Annotated in this window: 19 protein-coding genes; 2 read left to right on the forward strand and 17 right to left on the reverse strand. The window is 63.5% G+C overall.

Annotated features, from left to right (window positions below; genetic code table 11):
- Nucleotides 1-2 precede the first annotated feature (2 nt).
- Nucleotides 3-677, reverse strand: a complete 675-nt coding sequence (locus JN279_RS28095) for a response regulator transcription factor (protein ID WP_027041628.1) — start codon at nucleotides 675-677, stop codon at nucleotides 3-5.
- 365 nt (nucleotides 678-1042) lie between these two features.
- Nucleotides 1043-2596 carry a Do family serine endopeptidase gene (locus JN279_RS28100; RefSeq protein ID WP_096456249.1) on the reverse strand — a complete coding sequence of 518 codons (1554 nt, stop codon included), beginning with the start codon at nucleotides 2594-2596 and terminating at the stop codon, nucleotides 1043-1045.
- Between the two features lie 195 nt (nucleotides 2597-2791).
- Here JN279_RS28100 and JN279_RS28105 point away from each other — a divergent pair, with 195 nt between their 5' ends.
- Together JN279_RS28105 and JN279_RS28110 are read left to right on the forward strand one after the other, a co-directional pair.
- The gene (locus JN279_RS28105; protein WP_096459034.1) at nucleotides 2792-3061 is read left to right on the forward strand and encodes a CopG family ribbon-helix-helix protein; all 270 of its coding nucleotides are present in this window, start codon (nucleotides 2792-2794) and stop codon (nucleotides 3059-3061) included.
- Nucleotides 3058-3366, forward strand: coding sequence for a type II toxin-antitoxin system RelE/ParE family toxin (locus tag JN279_RS28110; protein WP_202350792.1), 309 nt, complete (start codon nucleotides 3058-3060; stop codon nucleotides 3364-3366). The genes JN279_RS28105 and JN279_RS28110 overlap by 4 nt, the downstream gene beginning before the upstream one ends.
- On the opposite strand, the gene JN279_RS28115 is transcribed toward JN279_RS28110, so the two are convergent.
- The 15 genes from JN279_RS28115 to JN279_RS28185 form a co-directional block, all read right to left on the reverse strand.
- Nucleotides 3363-3824, reverse strand: a complete 462-nt coding sequence (locus tag JN279_RS28115; RefSeq protein ID WP_202350793.1) for a cytochrome c-type biogenesis protein — start codon at nucleotides 3822-3824, stop codon at nucleotides 3363-3365. The two genes, JN279_RS28110 and JN279_RS28115, sit on opposite strands and share 4 nt — an antisense overlap.
- Nucleotides 3821-5812, reverse strand: coding sequence for a heme lyase CcmF/NrfE family subunit (locus JN279_RS28120; protein WP_202350794.1), 1992 nt, complete (start codon nucleotides 5810-5812; stop codon nucleotides 3821-3823). Before JN279_RS28120 ends, JN279_RS28115 begins: the two co-directional genes overlap by 4 nt.
- Before the next feature lie 5 nt (nucleotides 5813-5817).
- Nucleotides 5818-6261, reverse strand: a complete 444-nt coding sequence (gene ccmE, locus JN279_RS28125; RefSeq protein WP_010915048.1) for a cytochrome c maturation protein CcmE — start codon at nucleotides 6259-6261, stop codon at nucleotides 5818-5820.
- 8 nt (nucleotides 6262-6269) lie between these two features.
- Nucleotides 6270-7409 (reverse strand): c-type cytochrome biogenesis protein CcmI, encoded by a 1140-nt coding sequence (gene ccmI, locus JN279_RS28130; protein ID WP_202350795.1) that lies wholly within the window; start codon nucleotides 7407-7409, stop codon nucleotides 6270-6272.
- Nucleotides 7410-7526: 117 nt separating this feature from the next.
- Nucleotides 7527-7964, reverse strand: a complete 438-nt coding sequence (locus JN279_RS28135; RefSeq protein ID WP_096456239.1) for a hypothetical protein — start codon at nucleotides 7962-7964, stop codon at nucleotides 7527-7529.
- 206 nt (nucleotides 7965-8170) lie between these two features.
- Nucleotides 8171-9541 (reverse strand): ATP-binding protein, encoded by a 1371-nt coding sequence (locus JN279_RS28140; RefSeq protein ID WP_202353808.1) that lies wholly within the window; start codon nucleotides 9539-9541, stop codon nucleotides 8171-8173.
- Between the two features lie 40 nt (nucleotides 9542-9581).
- Nucleotides 9582-10247, reverse strand: a complete 666-nt coding sequence (locus JN279_RS28145; protein WP_095203169.1) for a response regulator transcription factor — start codon at nucleotides 10245-10247, stop codon at nucleotides 9582-9584.
- A 123-nt stretch (nucleotides 10248-10370) separates the two neighbouring features.
- On the reverse strand, nucleotides 10371-10670 hold the full coding sequence (locus tag JN279_RS28150; RefSeq protein WP_183457707.1) for a hypothetical protein: 300 nt from the start codon (nucleotides 10668-10670) through the stop codon (nucleotides 10371-10373).
- Between the two features lie 173 nt (nucleotides 10671-10843).
- Nucleotides 10844-11251, reverse strand: coding sequence for a DUF3168 domain-containing protein (locus JN279_RS28155; protein ID WP_096456234.1), 408 nt, complete (start codon nucleotides 11249-11251; stop codon nucleotides 10844-10846).
- Nucleotides 11252-11583: 332 nt separating this feature from the next.
- Complete coding sequence (locus tag JN279_RS28160) at nucleotides 11584-12315, reverse strand: SDR family NAD(P)-dependent oxidoreductase (RefSeq protein ID WP_244734172.1); 732 nt, start codon at nucleotides 12313-12315, stop codon at nucleotides 11584-11586.
- A 127-nt stretch (nucleotides 12316-12442) separates the two neighbouring features.
- Nucleotides 12443-13249, reverse strand: coding sequence for an ABC transporter permease (locus JN279_RS28165; protein WP_096456232.1), 807 nt, complete (start codon nucleotides 13247-13249; stop codon nucleotides 12443-12445).
- The gene (locus JN279_RS28170) at nucleotides 13249-14082 is read right to left on the reverse strand and encodes an ABC transporter permease (protein WP_202350796.1); all 834 of its coding nucleotides are present in this window, start codon (nucleotides 14080-14082) and stop codon (nucleotides 13249-13251) included. The genes JN279_RS28165 and JN279_RS28170 overlap by 1 nt, the downstream gene beginning before the upstream one ends.
- A 22-nt stretch (nucleotides 14083-14104) precedes the next feature.
- Nucleotides 14105-15217: an ABC transporter substrate-binding protein gene (locus JN279_RS28175; protein WP_202350797.1), complete on the reverse strand. Its 1113-nt coding sequence runs from the start codon at nucleotides 15215-15217 to the stop codon at nucleotides 14105-14107.
- Between the two features lie 69 nt (nucleotides 15218-15286).
- On the reverse strand, nucleotides 15287-16381 hold the full coding sequence (locus JN279_RS28180) for an ABC transporter ATP-binding protein (RefSeq protein WP_202350798.1): 1095 nt from the start codon (nucleotides 16379-16381) through the stop codon (nucleotides 15287-15289).
- 135 nt (nucleotides 16382-16516) lie between these two features.
- Complete coding sequence (locus JN279_RS28185) at nucleotides 16517-17404, reverse strand: LysR substrate-binding domain-containing protein (protein ID WP_095203162.1); 888 nt, start codon at nucleotides 17402-17404, stop codon at nucleotides 16517-16519.
- Nucleotides 17405-17441 lie beyond the last annotated feature (37 nt).

A 17441-nucleotide genomic window follows, 5' to 3' on the forward strand; every position in this document is an offset into this window, starting at 1 on the left:
GCCTAGCCGCCCTTCAGCATGTAGCCGGCGCCGCGAACCGTATGCAGGATCGGCTTGTCGAAGCCCTTTTCGATCTTGCCGCGCAACCGCGAGACGTGGACGTCGATGACATTGGTCTGCGGGTCGAAATGATAGTCCCAGACATTTTCGAGCAGCATGGTGCGCGTCACGACCTGGCCGGCGTGGCGCATCAGATATTCGAGCAAGCGGAATTCGCGCGGCTGCAGCGTGATCTCGCGCGCCGCCCGTCGAACCGAGTGCGACAGCCTGTCAAGTTCAAGGTCGCCAACCCGGTAGACGGTTTCGGCCTCCTTGGCGCTGGCGCGGCGGTTCAACACCTCGACGCGGGCCAGAAGCTCGGAAAACGCATAGGGCTTGGTCAGATAATCGTCGCCGCCGGCGCGCAGGCCGGTAACCCGGTCATCGACCTCGCCCAGCGCCGACAGGATCAGCACCGGCGTGGTGTTGCCGCGGGAGCGAAGGCCGGCAATGACCGACAGGCCGTCGCGGCGCGGCATCATCCGGTCGATGACCATCACGTCATAGTCGCCGGCGTCGGCAAGCGCGAAACCGGTTTCGCCGTCACCGGCGACATGCGCGGTATGACCGGCCTCGGCAAAGGCTTTCTGCAGATAATCGGCAGCCTCCCGATCGTCTTCTATGACGAGAATCTTCATTGGGCCGTTATACGCGATTTCGCTGGGAGGTTGAGTAGCCGGCATCTGCATTTTAGCCTTTGCCAAAGCGCGTCGCGATCAAGATGATCGAGATCGCGCGCGATAAAATCTTGTTCTCTGGTTGTCTTCATCCCCGACAAGCCTGTTTCGGGGCCTGTTTCGGGGCATGATCCTGCAATCACCACATCCTCTCGGCCCAGCCCGAGGAAGTGTTTTTGGGCGGCTTTCAAAATGTGCGGCAGCGGGCGATGGGAGGCCCGCTGCCGCTGGAGGAGAGCACGATGACTGACTAACGTACCCGGCTCCATGCTTTCCCATGCGGCGGCTCGGGGGTGTTTGAAACCGCAGCACCGGAAAAGTCGTTGTCAGCCCTTGGCGACGGGCAGCGCGACGAAACGGTTGTTGTTGTCACGAGTGATCTGCATCAGCACCGCCTTGCGGCCGGCCTTCACTGCGTCGGTCATTGCCTTGGTGACGTCGTCGGTGCCGCTCACCTCGTTCGAATTGACCGCAGTGATGATGTCGCCCGGCTGGATGCCGCGGTCAGCGGCAGCGCTGTCGGGATCGACATCGGTCACCACAAGACCCTTGCCGTTTTCGGACTTGGTGACGGTGAGGCCGAGATCGGCCAGCGTGTCGGGCTTGGCCGGAGCAGCGGGCTGCTGCTGCTGATCGATCGAGGCCTGCTTGTCGCTGGCCGGCAACTTGCCGAGATCGACCTTGATCGTCTGGCTCTTGCCATCGCGCCAGACCGTGACGTCGACCGACTTCCCCGGTGAATAGGCGCCGATCAGGCGGGCGAGTTCCTTCGGCGAAGCGACATCCTTGCCCTCGACCTGGGTGATGACGTCGCCAGCCGTAATGCCGGCCTTTTTACCGGGGCCATCATCCTGGGCGCTCGACACCAACGCGCCATTGTTGGACTTCAGACCGAGCGATTCGGCGATGTCCGAGGTGACCGGCTGAATTTCGACGCCGAGCCAGCCGCGCTGCACCGCACCGCTCTTCATCAGGTCCTCGACGACCTGCTTGGCGGTCGAGGCAGGAATGTCGAAGGCTATACCGACACTGCCGCCCGAGGGCGAGAAGATCGCCGTGTTGATGCCGACCACCTGGCCGTTGAGGTTGAAGGTCGGGCCGCCCGAATTGCCGCGGTTGACCGAGGCGTCGATCTGGAGGAAATCGTCATAGGGGCCGGCGCCGATGTCGCGGCCACGCGCCGAGACGATACCGGCAGTGACGGTGCCGCCGAGACCGAACGGGTTGCCGACGGCCACGACCCAGTCGCCGACGCGAACCTTGGAATCGTCGGCGAAATCGACATAGGTGAACTTGCCACCGCCATCGACCTTGAGCACGGCGAGGTCGGTGCGCGGATCGGTGCCGACAAGCTTGGCGTCGAGTTCCTTGCCGTCACTGGTCACTACGGTGAAAGCGGTGCCTTCCTCGACTACGTGATTGTTGGTGACGAGGTAGCCGTCCTCGGAAATGAAGAAGCCGGAACCCTGCGCCACCGGGCGCGGCTGGTCGTTGTTGCTGCGGTCGCGGTGACCGAAGCGGCGATGACCGTCGTCATTCTGACCGTTCTGGTCGCCAAAGCCACGGAACTCCTTGAAGAAGCGGCGCAGTTGCGGATTGTTGGGAAGATTGTCGAAGCCGTCCTGGTCATCGGAGCCATCATCGGCGGTCGGCTGGATCTTTGCCTTCACCTTGACGCTGACCACGGCCGGCGAAACGCGTTCGACGACATCGGCGAAGCCTTGCACCTGTGGCGCCTCGACACGCACGGCATCGGCCAGAACAGGGCTGGTTCCGCTGGTCAGCGCGCCAACGCCGATCGCGCCGGCGACGGCGACGGAAGCGGCGGCGGCCAGAAGACGCTTGCGGGTGCGGGAATATGAATTGGGGGCAATATTCATGGGTCTCTTATCCTCTTTCAGACGGACGCAGCTTGATCGGCATCCTCGAGGAGAGAGAATTAGAGAGGCGCACATTACAGCGCCATTTCCGACACATGAAACTTTGGTAATGTATCGGCAACGAGGATGCACAAATCCTTGTTGGCGTTCGTTTGCTGGCCTATGTTGTACACAACTCAGCACAAGGCTTTCACCATGACGACCAGCACCACCATGACAATTCGCGTCTCGTCCGAAACCAAGCTGAAGCTTGAAAGGATCGCCGCCGATACCCGTCGCAGCAAATCCTTCCTCGCAGCCGAGGCGGTCTCTGCCTATGTCGACCGCGAACTGGAGATCATCGAAGGCATCAAACGCGGCATGGCCGATGCGTCGGCTGGCCGTGTCGTGCCCCACGACGATGCCATGGCGGAAATCGATGCCGTTATCGAAGGCGTGGAAGCCAATCGCAGAGGCAATAGGTGAAGCGGTTCGTCACCTGGTCGCGGGACGCACTGGACGATATTAAGCGGCAAGTCGCCTTCATTGCGCAAGACAATCCCTCCGCTGCCAGACACCTCGCGGATCGCATTCGTGACGCGGGCCGGAACCTTGGCGACATGGCGACGGGCCGGCCCGGTCGGGTAACAGGCACGTATGAGAAGCCCCTCGGCCGCCTGCCTTACGTCATTGCCTATGCGTTGCGGCCGATCGGCAGCCGCGAAAGCGTTGTCATCCTGCGTGTCATCCACACGTCGCGGGACTGGCCGCCGGAGGAATGGCCGAATTAGTCTCTCAGCATCTTGTCCAGTTCCGCCTGCTCGTCGGACGAAAGCGCGGTCGATACCGGGCGACGCGACCGCGCGCTAAGCACAATGAAGATGGCGCCGGCAAAAAGCAGGATCGCCGGCGTGCCCCAAAGCAGTGCGTTGCGCAGGTCGAAGCGCGGCTTCAGCAGCACGAATTCGCCGTAGCGGGAAACGACATAGTCCATGACCTGCTGGTCGGTATCGCCGGCGACCAGGCGCTGGCGCACCAGGATGCGCAGGTCGCGGGCAAGATCGGCATCGGATTCGTCGATCGACTGGTTCTGGCAGACCATGCAGCGCAGGCCTTCCGACAGCGCCCGCGCCCTTGCCTCGAGCGCCGGATCGGCCAGCATCTCGTCAGGCTTCACCGCCAGCGCGGTGCCGGCAAAGCCGAGCGCCAGCATCAGGACGAGCAACGCGGCGGAGAACCTTGCCTTCATGGCAGGACCGCGGGCGCCGCGGCGCTCGCCTGCTTGCGCCGGCGCGAGGGTGCGCCGACACGCAGGCGCCTGTCCATCAGCGACATGGCAGCGCCCGCCATCATCACCAGGCCGCCGCCCCAGATCAGCGTCACCAGCGGCTTCCACCAGAGGCGCACCACGACCGAGCCGTCCTTAGCTTCGTCGCCAAGCGAGATGTAGAGCTGGGAAAGACCGAGGGTCTTGATGCCGGACTCCGTCGTCGTCGTCTGCCGCACCGGAAAGAAACGCTTGGCGGAACTGATTTCGCCGACGGCACTGCCGCCGACGCCGATCAGTTCGAAGCGGCCACGGTCCTCGCTGTAGTTTGGCCCCTGCGCCGGATAAAGCCCAACGAAACGCAGCGTATGGCCTGATAATTCCACCGTCTCGCCGGCGCGCATGGTGAGGATCTTCTCGGTGCCGAAGGAGAGCGTGGCGACGATGCCGAGCAAGGTCAGGCCGAGGCCGAGATGAGCCAATGCCGTGCCGAAGACGGAGCGCGGCAGGCCGGCGAAGCGCCTGACCATGACGGCCGGTGCAACCGATCCGACGCCTGACTTCACGGCAAGGTCGGTGAGCGCGCCGGCGACCAGCCAGACAGCCAGGCCGATGCCGAGAGCGGCGAACACCGACGCGCCGTCGATAAAGAGGCCGGTGACCAACATTGCCGCCAGCGCCACCGCGAAGGCCGCCATCAGGCGCTGTGATGCGGCAATGATGTCACCGCGCTTCCAGGCCAGCAGCGGGCCGAACGGCACGAGGACCAGAAGCGGCAGCATCAAGGGGCCGAAGGTCAGGTCGAAGAACGGCGCCCCGACCGAGATCTTGCCGCCGGTGAGCGCCTCCAACGCCAGCGGATAGAGCGTGCCGACGAGCACGGTGGCGGTCGCCGTGGTCAGAAACAGATTGTTGAGGACGAGCGCGCCTTCACGCGAGATCGGGTGGAACAAGCCGCCGGCTGTCAACCGCGAGGCGCGCAGCGCAAACAGCGCCAGCGAGCCGCCGATGAACAGCGTCAGGATGCACAGGATGAAGACGCCGCGCGCCGGATCGGTGGCAAAGGCATGCACCGAGGTGAGCACGCCCGAGCGCACCAGGAAGGTACCGAGCAGCGACAGCGAAAAGGTGAGGATGGCGAGCAGCAGCGTCCAGATCTTCAGCGCCGAGCGCTTTTCCATGACGATGGCCGAATGCAGCAACGCGGTGCCCGCCAGCCACGGCATGAAGGAGGCGTTCTCGACCGGATCCCAGAACCAGAAACCGCCCCAGCCGAGCTCGTAATAGGCCCAGTAAGAGCCCATGGCGATGCCGCCGGTCAGAAACATCCAGGCGACCAGCGTCCATGGCCGCACCCAGCGCGCCCAGGAGGCGTCGATGCGCCCCTCGATCAAGGCGGCTACCGAGAAGGAAAAGCAGATCGAGAAGCCGACATAGCCGAGATAGAGCAGCGGCGGATGAATGGCGAGGCCGAGATCCTGCAGGACCGGGTTGAGGTCGCGGCCCTCGATCGGCGCCGGATTGAGTCGGATGAAGGGGTTGGACGTCGCCAGGATGAACAGGAAGAAGGCAGCGCCGATGGCCCCCTGCACGGCCAGCACATTGGCGCGCAGCGTCGCCGGCAAATTGGAGCCGAAAGCAGCGACCAGCGCGCCGAAAAAGGTCAGGATCAGCACCCAGAGCAGCATCGAGCCTTCGTGATTGCCCCAGGTTCCGGTGATCTTGTAGATCATCGGCTGCAGCGAATGCGAGTTTTCCCAGACGCTCGCCACGGAGAAGTCGGAGTTGGCGTAGGCAGTCGCCAGTGCTGCGAAGGACAGCGCCGTCAACGCAAAGCCGGTTATCGCGACGGGACCGCCGACAGCCATCAGGCGCTGGTTGTTCAGCCGCGCGCCGAACAGCGGCACGATCATCTGCACCAGCGAAAGCGCGAACGCCAGGACCAGCGCGAAATGTCCGGTCTCAACCATGCCCCTCACTCACTTTTGCTCTCCTGCCAGACGCCCTTGGCCTTCAGCCCGTCGGCCACTTCCTTGGGCATATAGCGCTCATCATGCTTGGCCAGCACGCTGTCGGCAACAAAGACGCCGTCCGGGCCGAAACTGCCCTCGGTGATGACGCCCTGCTCCTCGCGAAAGAGGTCGGGCAGGATGCCGGTATAGGTGACCTTGACCGATTTGTGCGTGTCGGTGACCGAAAAGGCGACCGTCGCGCCCTGTCCGCGCTGGATCGTGCCTTTTTCGACCAGCCCGCCGAGCCTGATACGCTGGCCGGGCTGGACGCTTGCCGTGGTGAGGTCGGCAGGCATGTAGAAATAGGACGCCTTCTGGCCAAGCGCGTAGAAGGTCAGCCCGGTGGCGGCGCCTAGGAAAGCCAGTCCACCGACAATCACCGACAACCGTTTCTGCTTGCGCGTCATGTCCAGTTCTACTCCGTCACCGTCAGGCCGAGCGAGGCGGCAAAGGCGGTGAATTTCTTGGCTTCGTCACTGCCGGCGCCAAAGACGGCGATGGCGCGACCCAGCGCCTCGCGCGCCTGATCGGCCTTGCCCAGCACGACATAGGAACGAACGAGCCGCATCCATCCTTCCGGGTCACGCGGATTTTGCCGCAGTTTTTCGTCGAGGCCGGCGACCATTGTGTTGATCATGGCTTCGCGATCCTGCGGCGACATAGAGGACGCGGCGTCGACATCCGCGGCATCGGGACCTTTCGCGGCCGCGCCGGATGCGACTTCGGGGCTGGCGGATTTGGCCAGTGCCTGTTCGACGGCGCCGCGCCATGGCGAACCCGGCGGCAAAGTGCCCAGCATCGCCTGCCAGGCCATGACCGCTTCCTTGTTGCGTCCCTCCTGCGCCAAGCCCATGGCCAGATAGAAGCTGGCTTTCGCGTTGGCCGGATCGAGCTTCAGCGCCGCCTCGAAGGCCTCCTGGGCATCGGCCGAGACAATACCGCCCGCCGCGCCGGCGATCGCCTCGCCGAGGCCGGCCTGGCGAACAGCGCTGTCGCCATCGAGGCGGATGGCGTTGCGATAGGCGGTCACAGCGTCGGAAAAGCGCTGCATGCGCAGATAGACCGGAGCCAGCACGTCCCATCCCCTGCCGTCGGAAGGGTTGGCGGCAAGATGGGCCTCGGCCCGCGCCACCAATTCGTCGACCGAACTGTCGGCCGGGTTCTTGGCCAGACGTTCGCTGAGCGGCTGCGATGGCAGGTCAGGTGAGCCGATCTGGCTGTAAAGGCCCCAGCTCACCAGCGGCACCGCCAGCACGGCCACGGTCGCGACAAGCCGCGCGGTGACCGAGACCTGCCTGGTCGATGCCTTGCCCGTAGAATCCGCGTTGTCGAGGCGAAGGATGCGGCGCGCGATCTCCGCGCGCGCCTCGGCCGCTTCCGCCGGCTGGATCAGGCCGCGCGCAGCGTCACGGTCAAGCTCGGACAATTGATCGCGATAGACTTCCAGGTCGTGATCGCCGCTCGACGACGCACCCTTGGCTCCTGCGGCCAGCGGCAGCAGCACCGCCAGGCTCGCGCCGAGCGTCAGTATCGCGGCTATGACCCAGAACAGCATGGTTCTTCCAATAACGACAGAGCCCTGCCCTGCCAACACAAGCATCCTGCGACGCTTTGACGGCCGCCGCGCCTGAAGTCCTTGATCGACATCAACCGGCCGGAGCCGGTCTGGATATCAGGTCAGCGGCGTCCAGCTGCCATCGGCGTTGCGGCAAGCGGTTCCGCGCGCCGTGACGCCTGCTCCGCCGGTGAACACCGTCTGCGTGTACTGGCGGCAATCCTGCGAACCGACGCGATAGGGCTGGGCCGGAACCACCTCGCCATAGTGCGATGCCTGATCGCCCTTCCACGCCACTTTCTGGCCGCTCGTCGTATATTCGAGCGCCTTGTATTCCGCCTCGAGAGCGCTGCGTTTTTCCGATTCGCTGAGGCCGTTGCCAATCGAGCCGCCAATGAGGCCGCCGTCCATCGCCGAAATGATCGACTTGGTGACCTTGCCGCTTGACGGAGGCGTCGAGGCCGGTGTCGGCGCGAGCGTTGGGCCCTTGCCGCTCAAGGTGCCGCAGCCGGATAAGGCCAGCAGGGCGGAAACAAGCGCGACGCGAATCTTCATGCCAACAACCGGTTTTCTTGAGTTGGAGCCTGCCATGGATGCGCCGGGGGCCGCGTCATCGAGAAGTAGGCGTGGCCATAGTATTGATATTTGTCGGAAATTTGGCCGTTGCCGGCCGCATCAGGAGCAATTGATATTGCTCAGGGATCAATCGATATGCCGCCATAACATATGCCGTCCACCGCTGTCGATTGGCCCACAAAGCGTTACTGAAGGCTCCGCAATCGCACCACCGCCTTCAATCCGCCTAGGCCGGACCGTTCGAGTGCGAGAACGCCTCCATACTCGTTGACGAGGTCGGCGACAATGGCAAGCCCCAGACCTGTTCCCGGTTTTGTCTCGTCCAGGCGCCTTCCACGCTTCAGCGCGTCGCGTGCCTTGTCCTCGGGAATGCCGGGACCGTCGTCGTCAATGCTGATCTCGAACAGATTGTCATCCTTGCCGGCCGACGGCGCCACTGTGACCGACACTGTGCTTTTTGCCCATTTCATCGCATTTTCGAGAAGATTGCCGAGCAGTTCCTCGAGGTCCTCGCGCTCGCCGGCAAAGACGATCTCGGTGGCCGGCAGCGACAGCGACAGGCTGGTCTGCGGGTTGAGCTTTTGCAAGACCCGCACCATGCGCTGCACCAGCGGCGCCACCGGCGTGCGGTAGACGACGCTGTCGCGTTGCGCCGCGACGCGGGCGCGCTGCAGATAATGGTCGACCTGTTTCTGCATCGAGGCGGCTTGCTCGGCGATCAATTGTCCCTTGGCGCCGCCAAGCGCCCGGCCTTCGTTGAGCAGCACGGCCAGCGGCGTCTTCAGCGAATGGGCGAGATTGCCGACCTGGGTTCGCGAACGCTCGACGATGCGTTTGTTGTTTTCGATCAAGGCGTTGGTTTCGTTGGCTAATGGTTCGATCTCGGCCGGGAAGCGGCCATCGAGCCGCTGCGCTGTGCCTTCGCGCACCATGGCAAGGGCGTTGCGGACCCGGCGCAGCGGCTGCAGGCCGAGCAGGATGGCGATGGCGTTGATGGCGATCATGCCGACGCCGAACAGGCTGAGATAGGTCAGCAGGCGGCGCTGGAAGGTGGCGATTTCCTGTTCGAGTTCGCTCTGGTTGCCCATGACACGAAAACGCGCGGCGCGGTTCTTGGCGTCGAGCACGAATTCGCTCTCGAACACTTCGAGTTGCTCGCCGTCGATGCCTTCGGCCGAATAGCTGCGCTGGAAGCTGGCATTGAAGGGCACTTCGGCGACGCTTGGCGACGGGATTTTGCTCGTCATCGACGACGAATGAAGGTCGCCATGCACGCCTTCCGAGGCCGGCTCGACCGACCAGTACCAACCTGAATTCGGCTCCGAGAAGCGCAGGTCGCCAAGGTCGGGAGCGCCGGTGAGCGCTCCCGTGTCGGAAATGCCGATGGACCCGATCAGGTTGAACAGATGCGCCGACAACAGGCTGTCGAAGCCGCGCTCGCTGGCTTGGCGATACAGCGTGGTGATTAGGGTGAAGATGACGACAAGGGTCAGGATCGCCCAGACCGTGGAAAAGGCGATGACGCGGAACGTCAGCGAACGCGGCCACAAACGCAGCGAAAGCGGCGCCCTTGCGGTTGTTTTGAGCGGTTCCGAGTTACGCCTCCGGCTCGCGCATGCGGTAGCCCATGCCCCGCACGGTTTCGATCATGTCGATGCCCATCTTCTTGCGCAGCCGCCCGACAAACACCTCGATGGTGTTGGAATCGCGGTCGAAATCCTGGTCGTAGAGATGTTCGACCAGTTCGGTGCGCGAGACGACCTCGCCCATATGGTGCATCAGATAGGCGAGCAGGCGGAATTCGTGCGAAGTCAGCTTCAGCGGCACGCCGTTGACGTCGGCCTTCGAGGCCTTGGTGTCGAGGCGAAGCGGCCCGCAGGAGAGTTCCGACGAGGCATGGCCGGCGGCGCGGCGGATCAGCGCCCTTACCCTGGCGAGCACCTCCTCGATGTGGAACGGCTTGGTGACATAGTCGTCCGCGCCGGCATCGATGCCGGAGACCTTGTCGCTCCAGCGGTCACGCGCCGTCAGGATCAGCACCGGCATCTTGCGGCCGCCGCGGCGCCAGCGCTCGACCACGCTGATGCCGTCCATCTGCGGCAGGCCGATATCGAGCACGACAGCGTCGTAAGGCTCGGTGTCGCCGAGGAAATGGCCCTCCTCGCCGTCAAAGGCGCGGTCGACGACATAGCCGGCGTCGACCAGCGCGTCCGCTATCTGCCGGTTGAGATCCTTGTCATCCTCGACGACGAGTACACGCATGCGGAGATCGATACCTGTTGAAGAGCTTGGTCAGATTGAAGACTTGGGCAGATTGAAGACTGGGCAGATATAGGCCGATTCCGCGGCCTGGGAAACGTGGCCCCTGTACGATGGAAGATTGGGTCAGTTCTGCGGAACGACGATCTCGGAACGGCGCGGACGCTGCCCGTCCTTGCCCGGCACCAGCACGACGATGACGCAGACCGGCTGGCCACCGCGTGTCGATTGCGAGGCCTTGGCCAACGTTCCGCCATTCTGCTCGGCCACCTGCTGGCCGATCGCGTAGCAGTCATTCCCGGCGACGACGATCGGATCGTCCTGGTCGGACGCCGCGACCGACGCGGCGCTTGCCTGCGACGCGAACAGCCCGGCAGCGCAGAGCGCCAGGGTCGCGGTTCGAAAGTGGGAGCGAAGCGTTTTCATGGTCGGCGTTGTAACGCATCGGTGCTGAACGTGAAATGAACGGTGATCGATGCGAAAACCATGTTCGCTACACCCCTGAAACGCGAGACGATCGGCGGGGATTTCGTCGCTCCGAACCGACGAAATCCCGCAAATGCCAGTCTAGACTCCGTTTCGGTCAGATTGAAAGCGTGTCAGGCACTTTCCTGCGTCAGCGCACGAAACCGCAGCAACCCGTGGTGCACAAGGAGATCTTCGTCGTAACGGGCTTCGGTGAATTCAAGCGACAGCCGCGTCTGGCCGCGCGGGCCGATCACCAGCGCCGCGTCGGCGAGGCGGGCCTTGATGGCATCCATGATGGCGAGTGTCTCAGCATCGCCATTGGCTTTCGACCAGACATGCAGCGTGATCAGCTGATCGTCATTGTTGTCGGCGCCGGTGTTCCAGTCAAAGGCGCTGGTCTGGCCGCAGGTCACATAGGGAAAGGCGGCGTTGTCGGTTGCCTGTTCGAGCAGGCCAGCGCCACCCAGCAACGCCGACAGCGACGCATCGCTCTTGAGCCTTAGAAAAAGTGCCTGCAGCAAATCGCCGGGCGCGGTCATTTGTCGTCCCCCCCTCGCCTGTCACGCCTTGTGCAAGCCGTTCGCCATACTGGCAAATTCGCGGGTAACTTAGCCGGCTCGACAAGTCCACGCCATACCGCATGATTCGTCTCACGACGATCATGATCGCCGATCATCTCGAAAATACGACTCTGTTGTGAACAGATTGCCGTGCCGGACAGCCTTGCAGATCCGACCCGCTCAGCCGGCGGATTGCCCGAGCGCCTTGCGGCAAAGGGACAGCAGAGCCATGTCGGAATTCCTCGGATTAAGGACCGAAATACCGAACGGCAGCCCTCGGCGAAGTCGAAGCTTTGTCTCCGCAATCTCTGCTAGTATCGGGCTCGGCCGCCCGACATGTCGAAGACAGCGCCAGTGTTGAACGCACTGGCATCCGAGCAAAGCCAGACCACGAGCGCAGCTACCTCGTCCGGATCGCCGAGCCGCTTCAGCGGGCTTGCCGAGATCATCGCGTCGACGGTCTCATTGCCGAGATCGCGGATAAGGCGCGTATCGATCGGCCCCGGAGCGATGCAGTTGACGCGAATATCGGTGTCGCTGACCTCACGCGACAGGGCTTTGGTAAAAGCGATGACACCGGCGCTGGCGGCGGAATAGGCCGCAAGGCTCGGCAGTCCCTCTTTCCCGGCAAGGGATCCCATGTTGACGATACGACCCTTGCCCGCTCGTCGCATGAGCGGGAGCACGCGATGCGTCACTTCGAACGTGCCAAGGAGGTTGACCTGCAGGATCCGCTGCCATTCCGCTGGTTCGAAATCCTCGAACGGCTTGTAGCTGCCCAGCCACCCCGCATTGTTCACGAGAATGTCGATCGCGCTTTCGCCCATAGTGGCTAGCGCTTGCATGACGCTGTCGCGTTTCGTCACGTCCACTGAAAGGGAACGTGTGCCTTCAAGGTCGACGGGCTCAATATCCCAGATCCAGACGTCCGCCCCACTCAACGCGAGCTTGTCAGCAATCGCTCGGCCGATGCCACGGGCGCCGCCTGTGACGATGGCTGTTCGGCCCGCAAAGTCATACGTCACCGACATCATCACCTCCATGAAACGCCAGTGCCTTGTCTATTTAGCGCCGCATCGTGAGTGAAGTCGAGGAGAACGGATGGACGCCTGGCGTCAGAAGACGGCATTCCGCGTCGGGCAGATTCGGCCGCGTTTCGGTGCGTTTGGTCTAGTGCCCGGCGCGCTGCCTGGTGATCACACTCCTCACCGCCAGCACCAGCACCGTGATGATGATCAGGATCACCGAGAGTGCTGCGATCGCCGGGTCGATGTTGTCGCGCAGGCCCATCCACATCAGACGCGGCAGCGTGATGGCGTTGACCGAGGTGATGAACAGGGTGACGCCAATCTCTTCCCAGGACAGCACGAAGGACAAAAGCGCCGCGGTTACGATGCCGAACTTGATGTTGGGCATGATGATGCGGGTGGCGCGCTCCCAGACACTGGCGCCAAGCCCCCTCGCCGCAAGGTCGATGCGCCGATCGAGCTGGCTGAGCGAGACCAGGATCAGCACCGTGGCGAAAGGCACCGTCATGACCGAATGCGCCATGGCGACGCCGAGCCAGGTGTCGTAGCCGAAGAAGGAACTCATGCCCGAGACCGAGGTCAGCAGGAAGTAGAGCGTGATTGCCGAGACCACCGGCGGCACGACCATCGGCAGCAGCACGAAACCGACGAGGGCCGCGGTGAAGCGCGGCTGAAACATCCAGACGCCGAGGCTGAAACAAAGCGCCAGCACGGTGGAAAAAGCGCTGCTGACGACGCCGATGCGGATCGAGAGCAGGATGGAGTCGATCCAGCGCGGATCCTCGATCAGCGCCCGGTAGTGGCGCAGCGACAGTTCGCCTGACGGCATCGCCAGCATGCGGCTCGGCGTCAGCGAGACCGGGATGACGGCAAGCAGCGGCATCAGCAGGAACAGCGCCACAAGGGCGGCGAGGATCAGCGAGACGGAACCGGGGCGATAGGTCGGCATCAGATCAACTGCTTCGGTCTGACATAGCGGAACAGCAGTGCCATCAGCGCGCCGACGAACAGCACCAGCACGACGCTGATCGCAGCCCCCAGCCCCCAGTCCGGGCTCTGGAAAATCCTGAGATAGATCAGTTCCGCGATCATGACGCTGCGGCCGCCGCCAAGGATCGCCGGCGTGACGAAGAAGCCGAGCGAGAAGACGAAGACGATCAGCGCCGAGCCGATGATGCCGGAGCGCGTCATCGGCACGAACACCGTCCAGAAGGTGCGCATGCGGCTGGAGCCAAGCCCGCGCGCCGCCAGAAGCACGCGGTCGTCGAGGCTGCGCATGGCGGATGCCAGCGGGAAAACAGCAAACGGAATGAGGAAATGCGTCATGCCGACGATGACGCCGAATTCGTTGCGCACCAGCGTGAGCGGTTCGGAGATGAAGCCGATCGACTGCAGCCAGGTGTTGATCAGGCCACGATTGGACAAAAGCGCCACCCAGCCGAAGGCGCGCGTCAGCACCGAGATCCAGAACGGCACCAGGATGCAGAATTCGGCGATGAGGCGCTGCGCCGGGCTGCCGCGCACCCAGACGACCGTGATGGCATAGGCGGCGGCCACTGAAACCACGGTGACGATCGCCGCGATGCGCAGCGTGCGGATGAACACCGACTGCACCAGATCGTCGGTGAGCAACGCTTCATATTGGCCTAGCCCAGGCGTCGGCAGAGTAAAACTCCACTTCACCACGCCGAGGAACGGCCAGGCATAGGCCAGGATGAGGAACAGGAGCAGCGGCGCCATCAACAGCGCCGCGCCCATCCTGTCGGAGAGAACGCCTCTCATCTCAGATCAGCATCGCCGCCGGTCAGGCGGAGATGATCTTGGTGTATTCGTCGAGCGCGGCGCCGTAGTTCTTGGCGTACCAATCCATGTCGAGCGGGATCTGCTTCTTCATGTTCTCGGGATCGACAGGGTTGATGCGCTTCTTGTCGGCTGGGATCAGCGCGTCGGCTGCCGGATTGGCCGGGCCCTGGCCGAGCTTGTCGAACATGACGAGCTGCTTTTGCGGATCCTGTGCGCTGGCGATGAACTTCATCGCCGCGTCCTTACCGCCGGGGTTGTTCTTGAGCACGGCCAGCGCACCGGGCGAGATCAGGCCCTGGTCCCAGATGAACTTGATCTTGCCGCCGGAATCCTGCTCGATCAGCGAAGCGCGGGTCGACCAGACGATGGCCATCGAGGCTTCGCCGTTGAGCAGCACGCTCTGGCTCTCGGCACCGCCGCCCCAATAGGCGACGACGTTTTCCTTGAAGGCGGCGATCTTGTCATGCGCCCGCTTCAGGTCGAGCGGATAGAGCGAAGCCGGCGCGATACCGTCGGCCAAAAGCGCCGCTTCCCAGCTCGACACGCCCCATTTGTAGAGCGAACGCTTGCCGGGGAACTTCTTCACGTCGAAGAAGTCGGCCATGCCGGTCGGGGCATCCTTGCCGTATTTCTCGGAATCATAGGCGATGACATAGGAGAAGAAATAAGTCGAAGCCGCATACTCCCAGCCGAAGCCGGGCCGCATCTTCGTCTTGTCGACGATCTTATAGTCGATCGGCTCCAGCGCGCCCTGGGCGCCGAGCGTAATGGCCGAGAACGGGTCAACGTCGACCAGATCCCAGGTCGGCGCGCCGCTCTTGAACTGCGCCGAGATGGCGCCCTCGGTGGGGCCGGAGCCATCCATCTTGACGGTGATGCCGGTGTCCTTGGTGAAAGCCTGGCCGTACGCCGCGTCATAAGCCGTAATGGCGTCGCCGCCCCAGTTGACCAGCACCAGCTCCTTGGCCGCGGCAAAGGCACCGGTCGAGCGCAGCAGCATCGGCGTGCCGGCAAGCACGAGGGCCGCGAGCTGTGTGAACTGGCGGCGCGAAATCTCGCCGCGTCTGGTCCTTTCGGACAGCGTTTCAATCGCGTGTTTCTTGGTGTCGTTCATGTTAGTTCCCCTTTGTTTTCGTTGATTTCAGTCAGCAAGCCGGTGCGGCGGGTCAGGCCGCGCCGGTGTTCATTGTCCTCCGTCCGGAAGGAGGAAACCCTTCTCCGCCGGCCAGGTCAGCCAGACGGAATTGCCTTTGCTGAGTGCGGCGGCGGCGACCTCGTTCGGCACCGACACGGTGACCTTCGCGCCTTGCCGTGTGGTCAGGTCTAGCTTGGTCGCCGCCCCCAGATAGGTCGAGGCGATGGCGGTCGCGGCGATGCCGTTTTCGCCGGCCGCCGCCTCGCGGGCGATCGACATGTGCTCCGGCCGGATCGCCAGGATGGCGTCGCCACGGACCTTCTCGGCCTTGCAGTGCATGTTGACCGCGCGGTCCTCGCAAAGGCCCGTCGAGCCGTTGTCGGCGGGTTTGACCCCTTTCAGCGGCAGCATGTTGATCTCGCCAAGGAACTCGGCGACGAAGCGGTTGTCCGGCCGGTCATAGACTTCATCCGGCGCGCCGACCTGCAGCAGCTTGCCGTGATTGAAGATGGCGACGCGCGAGGACAGCGCCAGCGCCTCGCTCTGGTCATGGGTGACGAAGACGAAAGTGGTGCCGGTTTCCTGGTGCAGGCGCTTCATCTCGGCCTGCATCTGGCCGCGCAGGCTCTTGTCCAGCGCCGAGAACGGCTCGTCGAGCAACAGCACGCCCGGTTCGAACGCCAGCGCGCGGGCCAGCGCCACGCGTTGCTGCTGGCCGCCGGAGAGCTGCGAGGGCAGTTTCTTCGCATGGCCGACCAGACCGACGCGCTCGATCATCTCGCCGACGCGTTTCTTGATGTCGGCGGCCGATTTCTTGCGCACCTTGAGCGGGAAAGCGATGTTGGCCTCGACGCTCATATGCGGGAACAGCGCATAGCCCTGGAACACCATGCCAGCGGCACGTTGTTCGGCCGGGCGGTCGGTGATGTCGGTGCCGTCGCTGAAAAGCTTACCTTCGGTCGGCTGCACGAAGCCGGCCAGGATCATCAGGAAGGTGGTCTTGCCCGAGCCGGACGGCCCAAGCAGCGTCAGGAACTCGCCGCGGCCGATATTGAGCGACAGATTGTCCAGCGCACGGAACGAGCCGAAGCTCTTGCCGATTCCGATTGCCTTGATCTCTGCGGCCCGGCCGGGTTGCTGCATCCTGCCTCTTCCTCAGTCCCGAGTGAAATCGTAGGCAGGGTCGCGGCTCACCGCAACCGAATAGTTTTCGCCTGATCGGCAAATTTGATTCACGTCTGGACGTCGGGGAGCGTCAAATCTCTCCATCGAGGGAGATTAAAGTCTGTTCTCCGACAGCTTCGCCCTCAGCCAGTCGCTGAAGGCGTTGAGCACGGGATGGCCGGCCTTGGCGTGCTCGAAGACCAGGAAATAGGAGCGTGGCGAGGGCACGGAAGCTTCAAACGGCTTGACCAGCCGGCCTTCGCTCAGCGCCCGGCGGCCGGTCAGCTCGTCGCCCATGGCAATTCCCTGTCCGGCGACCGCCGCCGAGAAGACGAGGTTCATGTCGGAAAAGAAGATACCGCCTTCGGTATCGGGGTTCTCCACCTTGGACAGCGCCAGCCAGCGCGCCCAGTCCTCGGTATCGCCGAGGTGCAGCAGGTTGGCGCGCAACACGTCGGCGGGTTTGGAAAATCCGCCCACCTTGTTGAGCAGTGTCGGGCTGCAAAGCGGCGTAAAATGGACTTCGCAAAGCAATTCCACCGCCCGGTTCGGCCAGTTGCCGACGCCAAAGGCGATGAAGGCATCGGCGTCCGGATTCGAGACGTCGTCGAGCCGGCGCGGCGTCAGCACCGAGAGCGCCACGTCAGGATACATCTGCTGGAATTCACCGATATGGCTGCACAGGAACATCGAGGCAAAGCCCGGAGGGCAGGAGATGGCGAAGGAACCACCGACGCCGGCGCCGCTGTTTTGCGCCCCCGCGTCGCCGAGCACGGTCAGCGCCTTCCTGACGTCGGCGGCATAGCGCTGGCCGCGCGGCGTTAGCGCCACTCCCTTGCCGATGCGCTGCAGCAGATCGAAGCCGAGATCGCGCTCCAACAGCCGCAACTGGTGGCTCACCGCGCTGCGGGTGAGGTGCAGTTCGTCGGCGGCACGCCAGACGCTGCCGTGACGAGCGAAACTGTCGAGGGCGCGCAGCGCCTGTGTGGATGGAATTCTCAAGAGGTGAACCGAATTTGCACGAACCGGGAAAACATAT

The organism is Mesorhizobium sp. 113-1-2 (assembly GCF_016756475.1).
Taxonomy (GTDB): Bacteria; Pseudomonadota; Alphaproteobacteria; order Rhizobiales; family Rhizobiaceae; genus Mesorhizobium; species Mesorhizobium loti_C.

Bases quoted from the DNA above. Each gene is read 5' to 3' on its own strand.
- JN279_RS28095 (WP_027041628.1), bottom strand. From the start codon at position 677: ATGAAGATTCTCGTCATAGAAGACGATCGGGAGGCTGCCGATTATCTG.
- JN279_RS28100 (WP_096456249.1), bottom strand. From the start codon at position 2,596: ATGAATATTGCCCCCAATTCATATTCCCGCACCCGCAAGCGTCTTCTG.
- JN279_RS28105 (WP_096459034.1), top strand. From the start codon at position 2,792: ATGACGACCAGCACCACCATGACAATTCGCGTCTCGTCCGAAACCAAG.
- JN279_RS28115 (WP_202350793.1), bottom strand. From the start codon at position 3,824: ATGAAGGCAAGGTTCTCCGCCGCGTTGCTCGTCCTGATGCTGGCGCTC.
- JN279_RS28120 (WP_202350794.1), bottom strand. From the start codon at position 5,812: ATGGTTGAGACCGGACATTTCGCGCTGGTCCTGGCGTTCGCGCTTTCG.
- ccmE (WP_010915048.1), bottom strand. From the start codon at position 6,261: ATGACGCGCAAGCAGAAACGGTTGTCGGTGATTGTCGGTGGACTGGCT.
- ccmI (WP_202350795.1), bottom strand. From the start codon at position 7,409: ATGCTGTTCTGGGTCATAGCCGCGATACTGACGCTCGGCGCGAGCCTG.
- JN279_RS28135 (WP_096456239.1), bottom strand. From the start codon at position 7,964: ATGAAGATTCGCGTCGCGCTTGTTTCCGCCCTGCTGGCCTTATCCGGC.
- JN279_RS28145 (WP_095203169.1), bottom strand. From the start codon at position 10,247: ATGCGTGTACTCGTCGTCGAGGATGACAAGGATCTCAACCGGCAGATA.
- JN279_RS28150 (WP_183457707.1), bottom strand. From the start codon at position 10,670: ATGAAAACGCTTCGCTCCCACTTTCGAACCGCGACCCTGGCGCTCTGC.
- JN279_RS28155 (WP_096456234.1), bottom strand. From the start codon at position 11,251: ATGACCGCGCCCGGCGATTTGCTGCAGGCACTTTTTCTAAGGCTCAAG.
- JN279_RS28160 (WP_244734172.1), bottom strand. From the start codon at position 12,315: ATGGAGGTGATGATGTCGGTGACGTATGACTTTGCGGGCCGAACAGCC.
- JN279_RS28165 (WP_096456232.1), bottom strand. From the start codon at position 13,249: ATGCCGACCTATCGCCCCGGTTCCGTCTCGCTGATCCTCGCCGCCCTT.
- JN279_RS28170 (WP_202350796.1), bottom strand. From the start codon at position 14,082: ATGAGAGGCGTTCTCTCCGACAGGATGGGCGCGGCGCTGTTGATGGCG.
- JN279_RS28175 (WP_202350797.1), bottom strand. From the start codon at position 15,217: ATGAACGACACCAAGAAACACGCGATTGAAACGCTGTCCGAAAGGACC.
- JN279_RS28180 (WP_202350798.1), bottom strand. From the start codon at position 16,381: ATGCAGCAACCCGGCCGGGCCGCAGAGATCAAGGCAATCGGAATCGGC.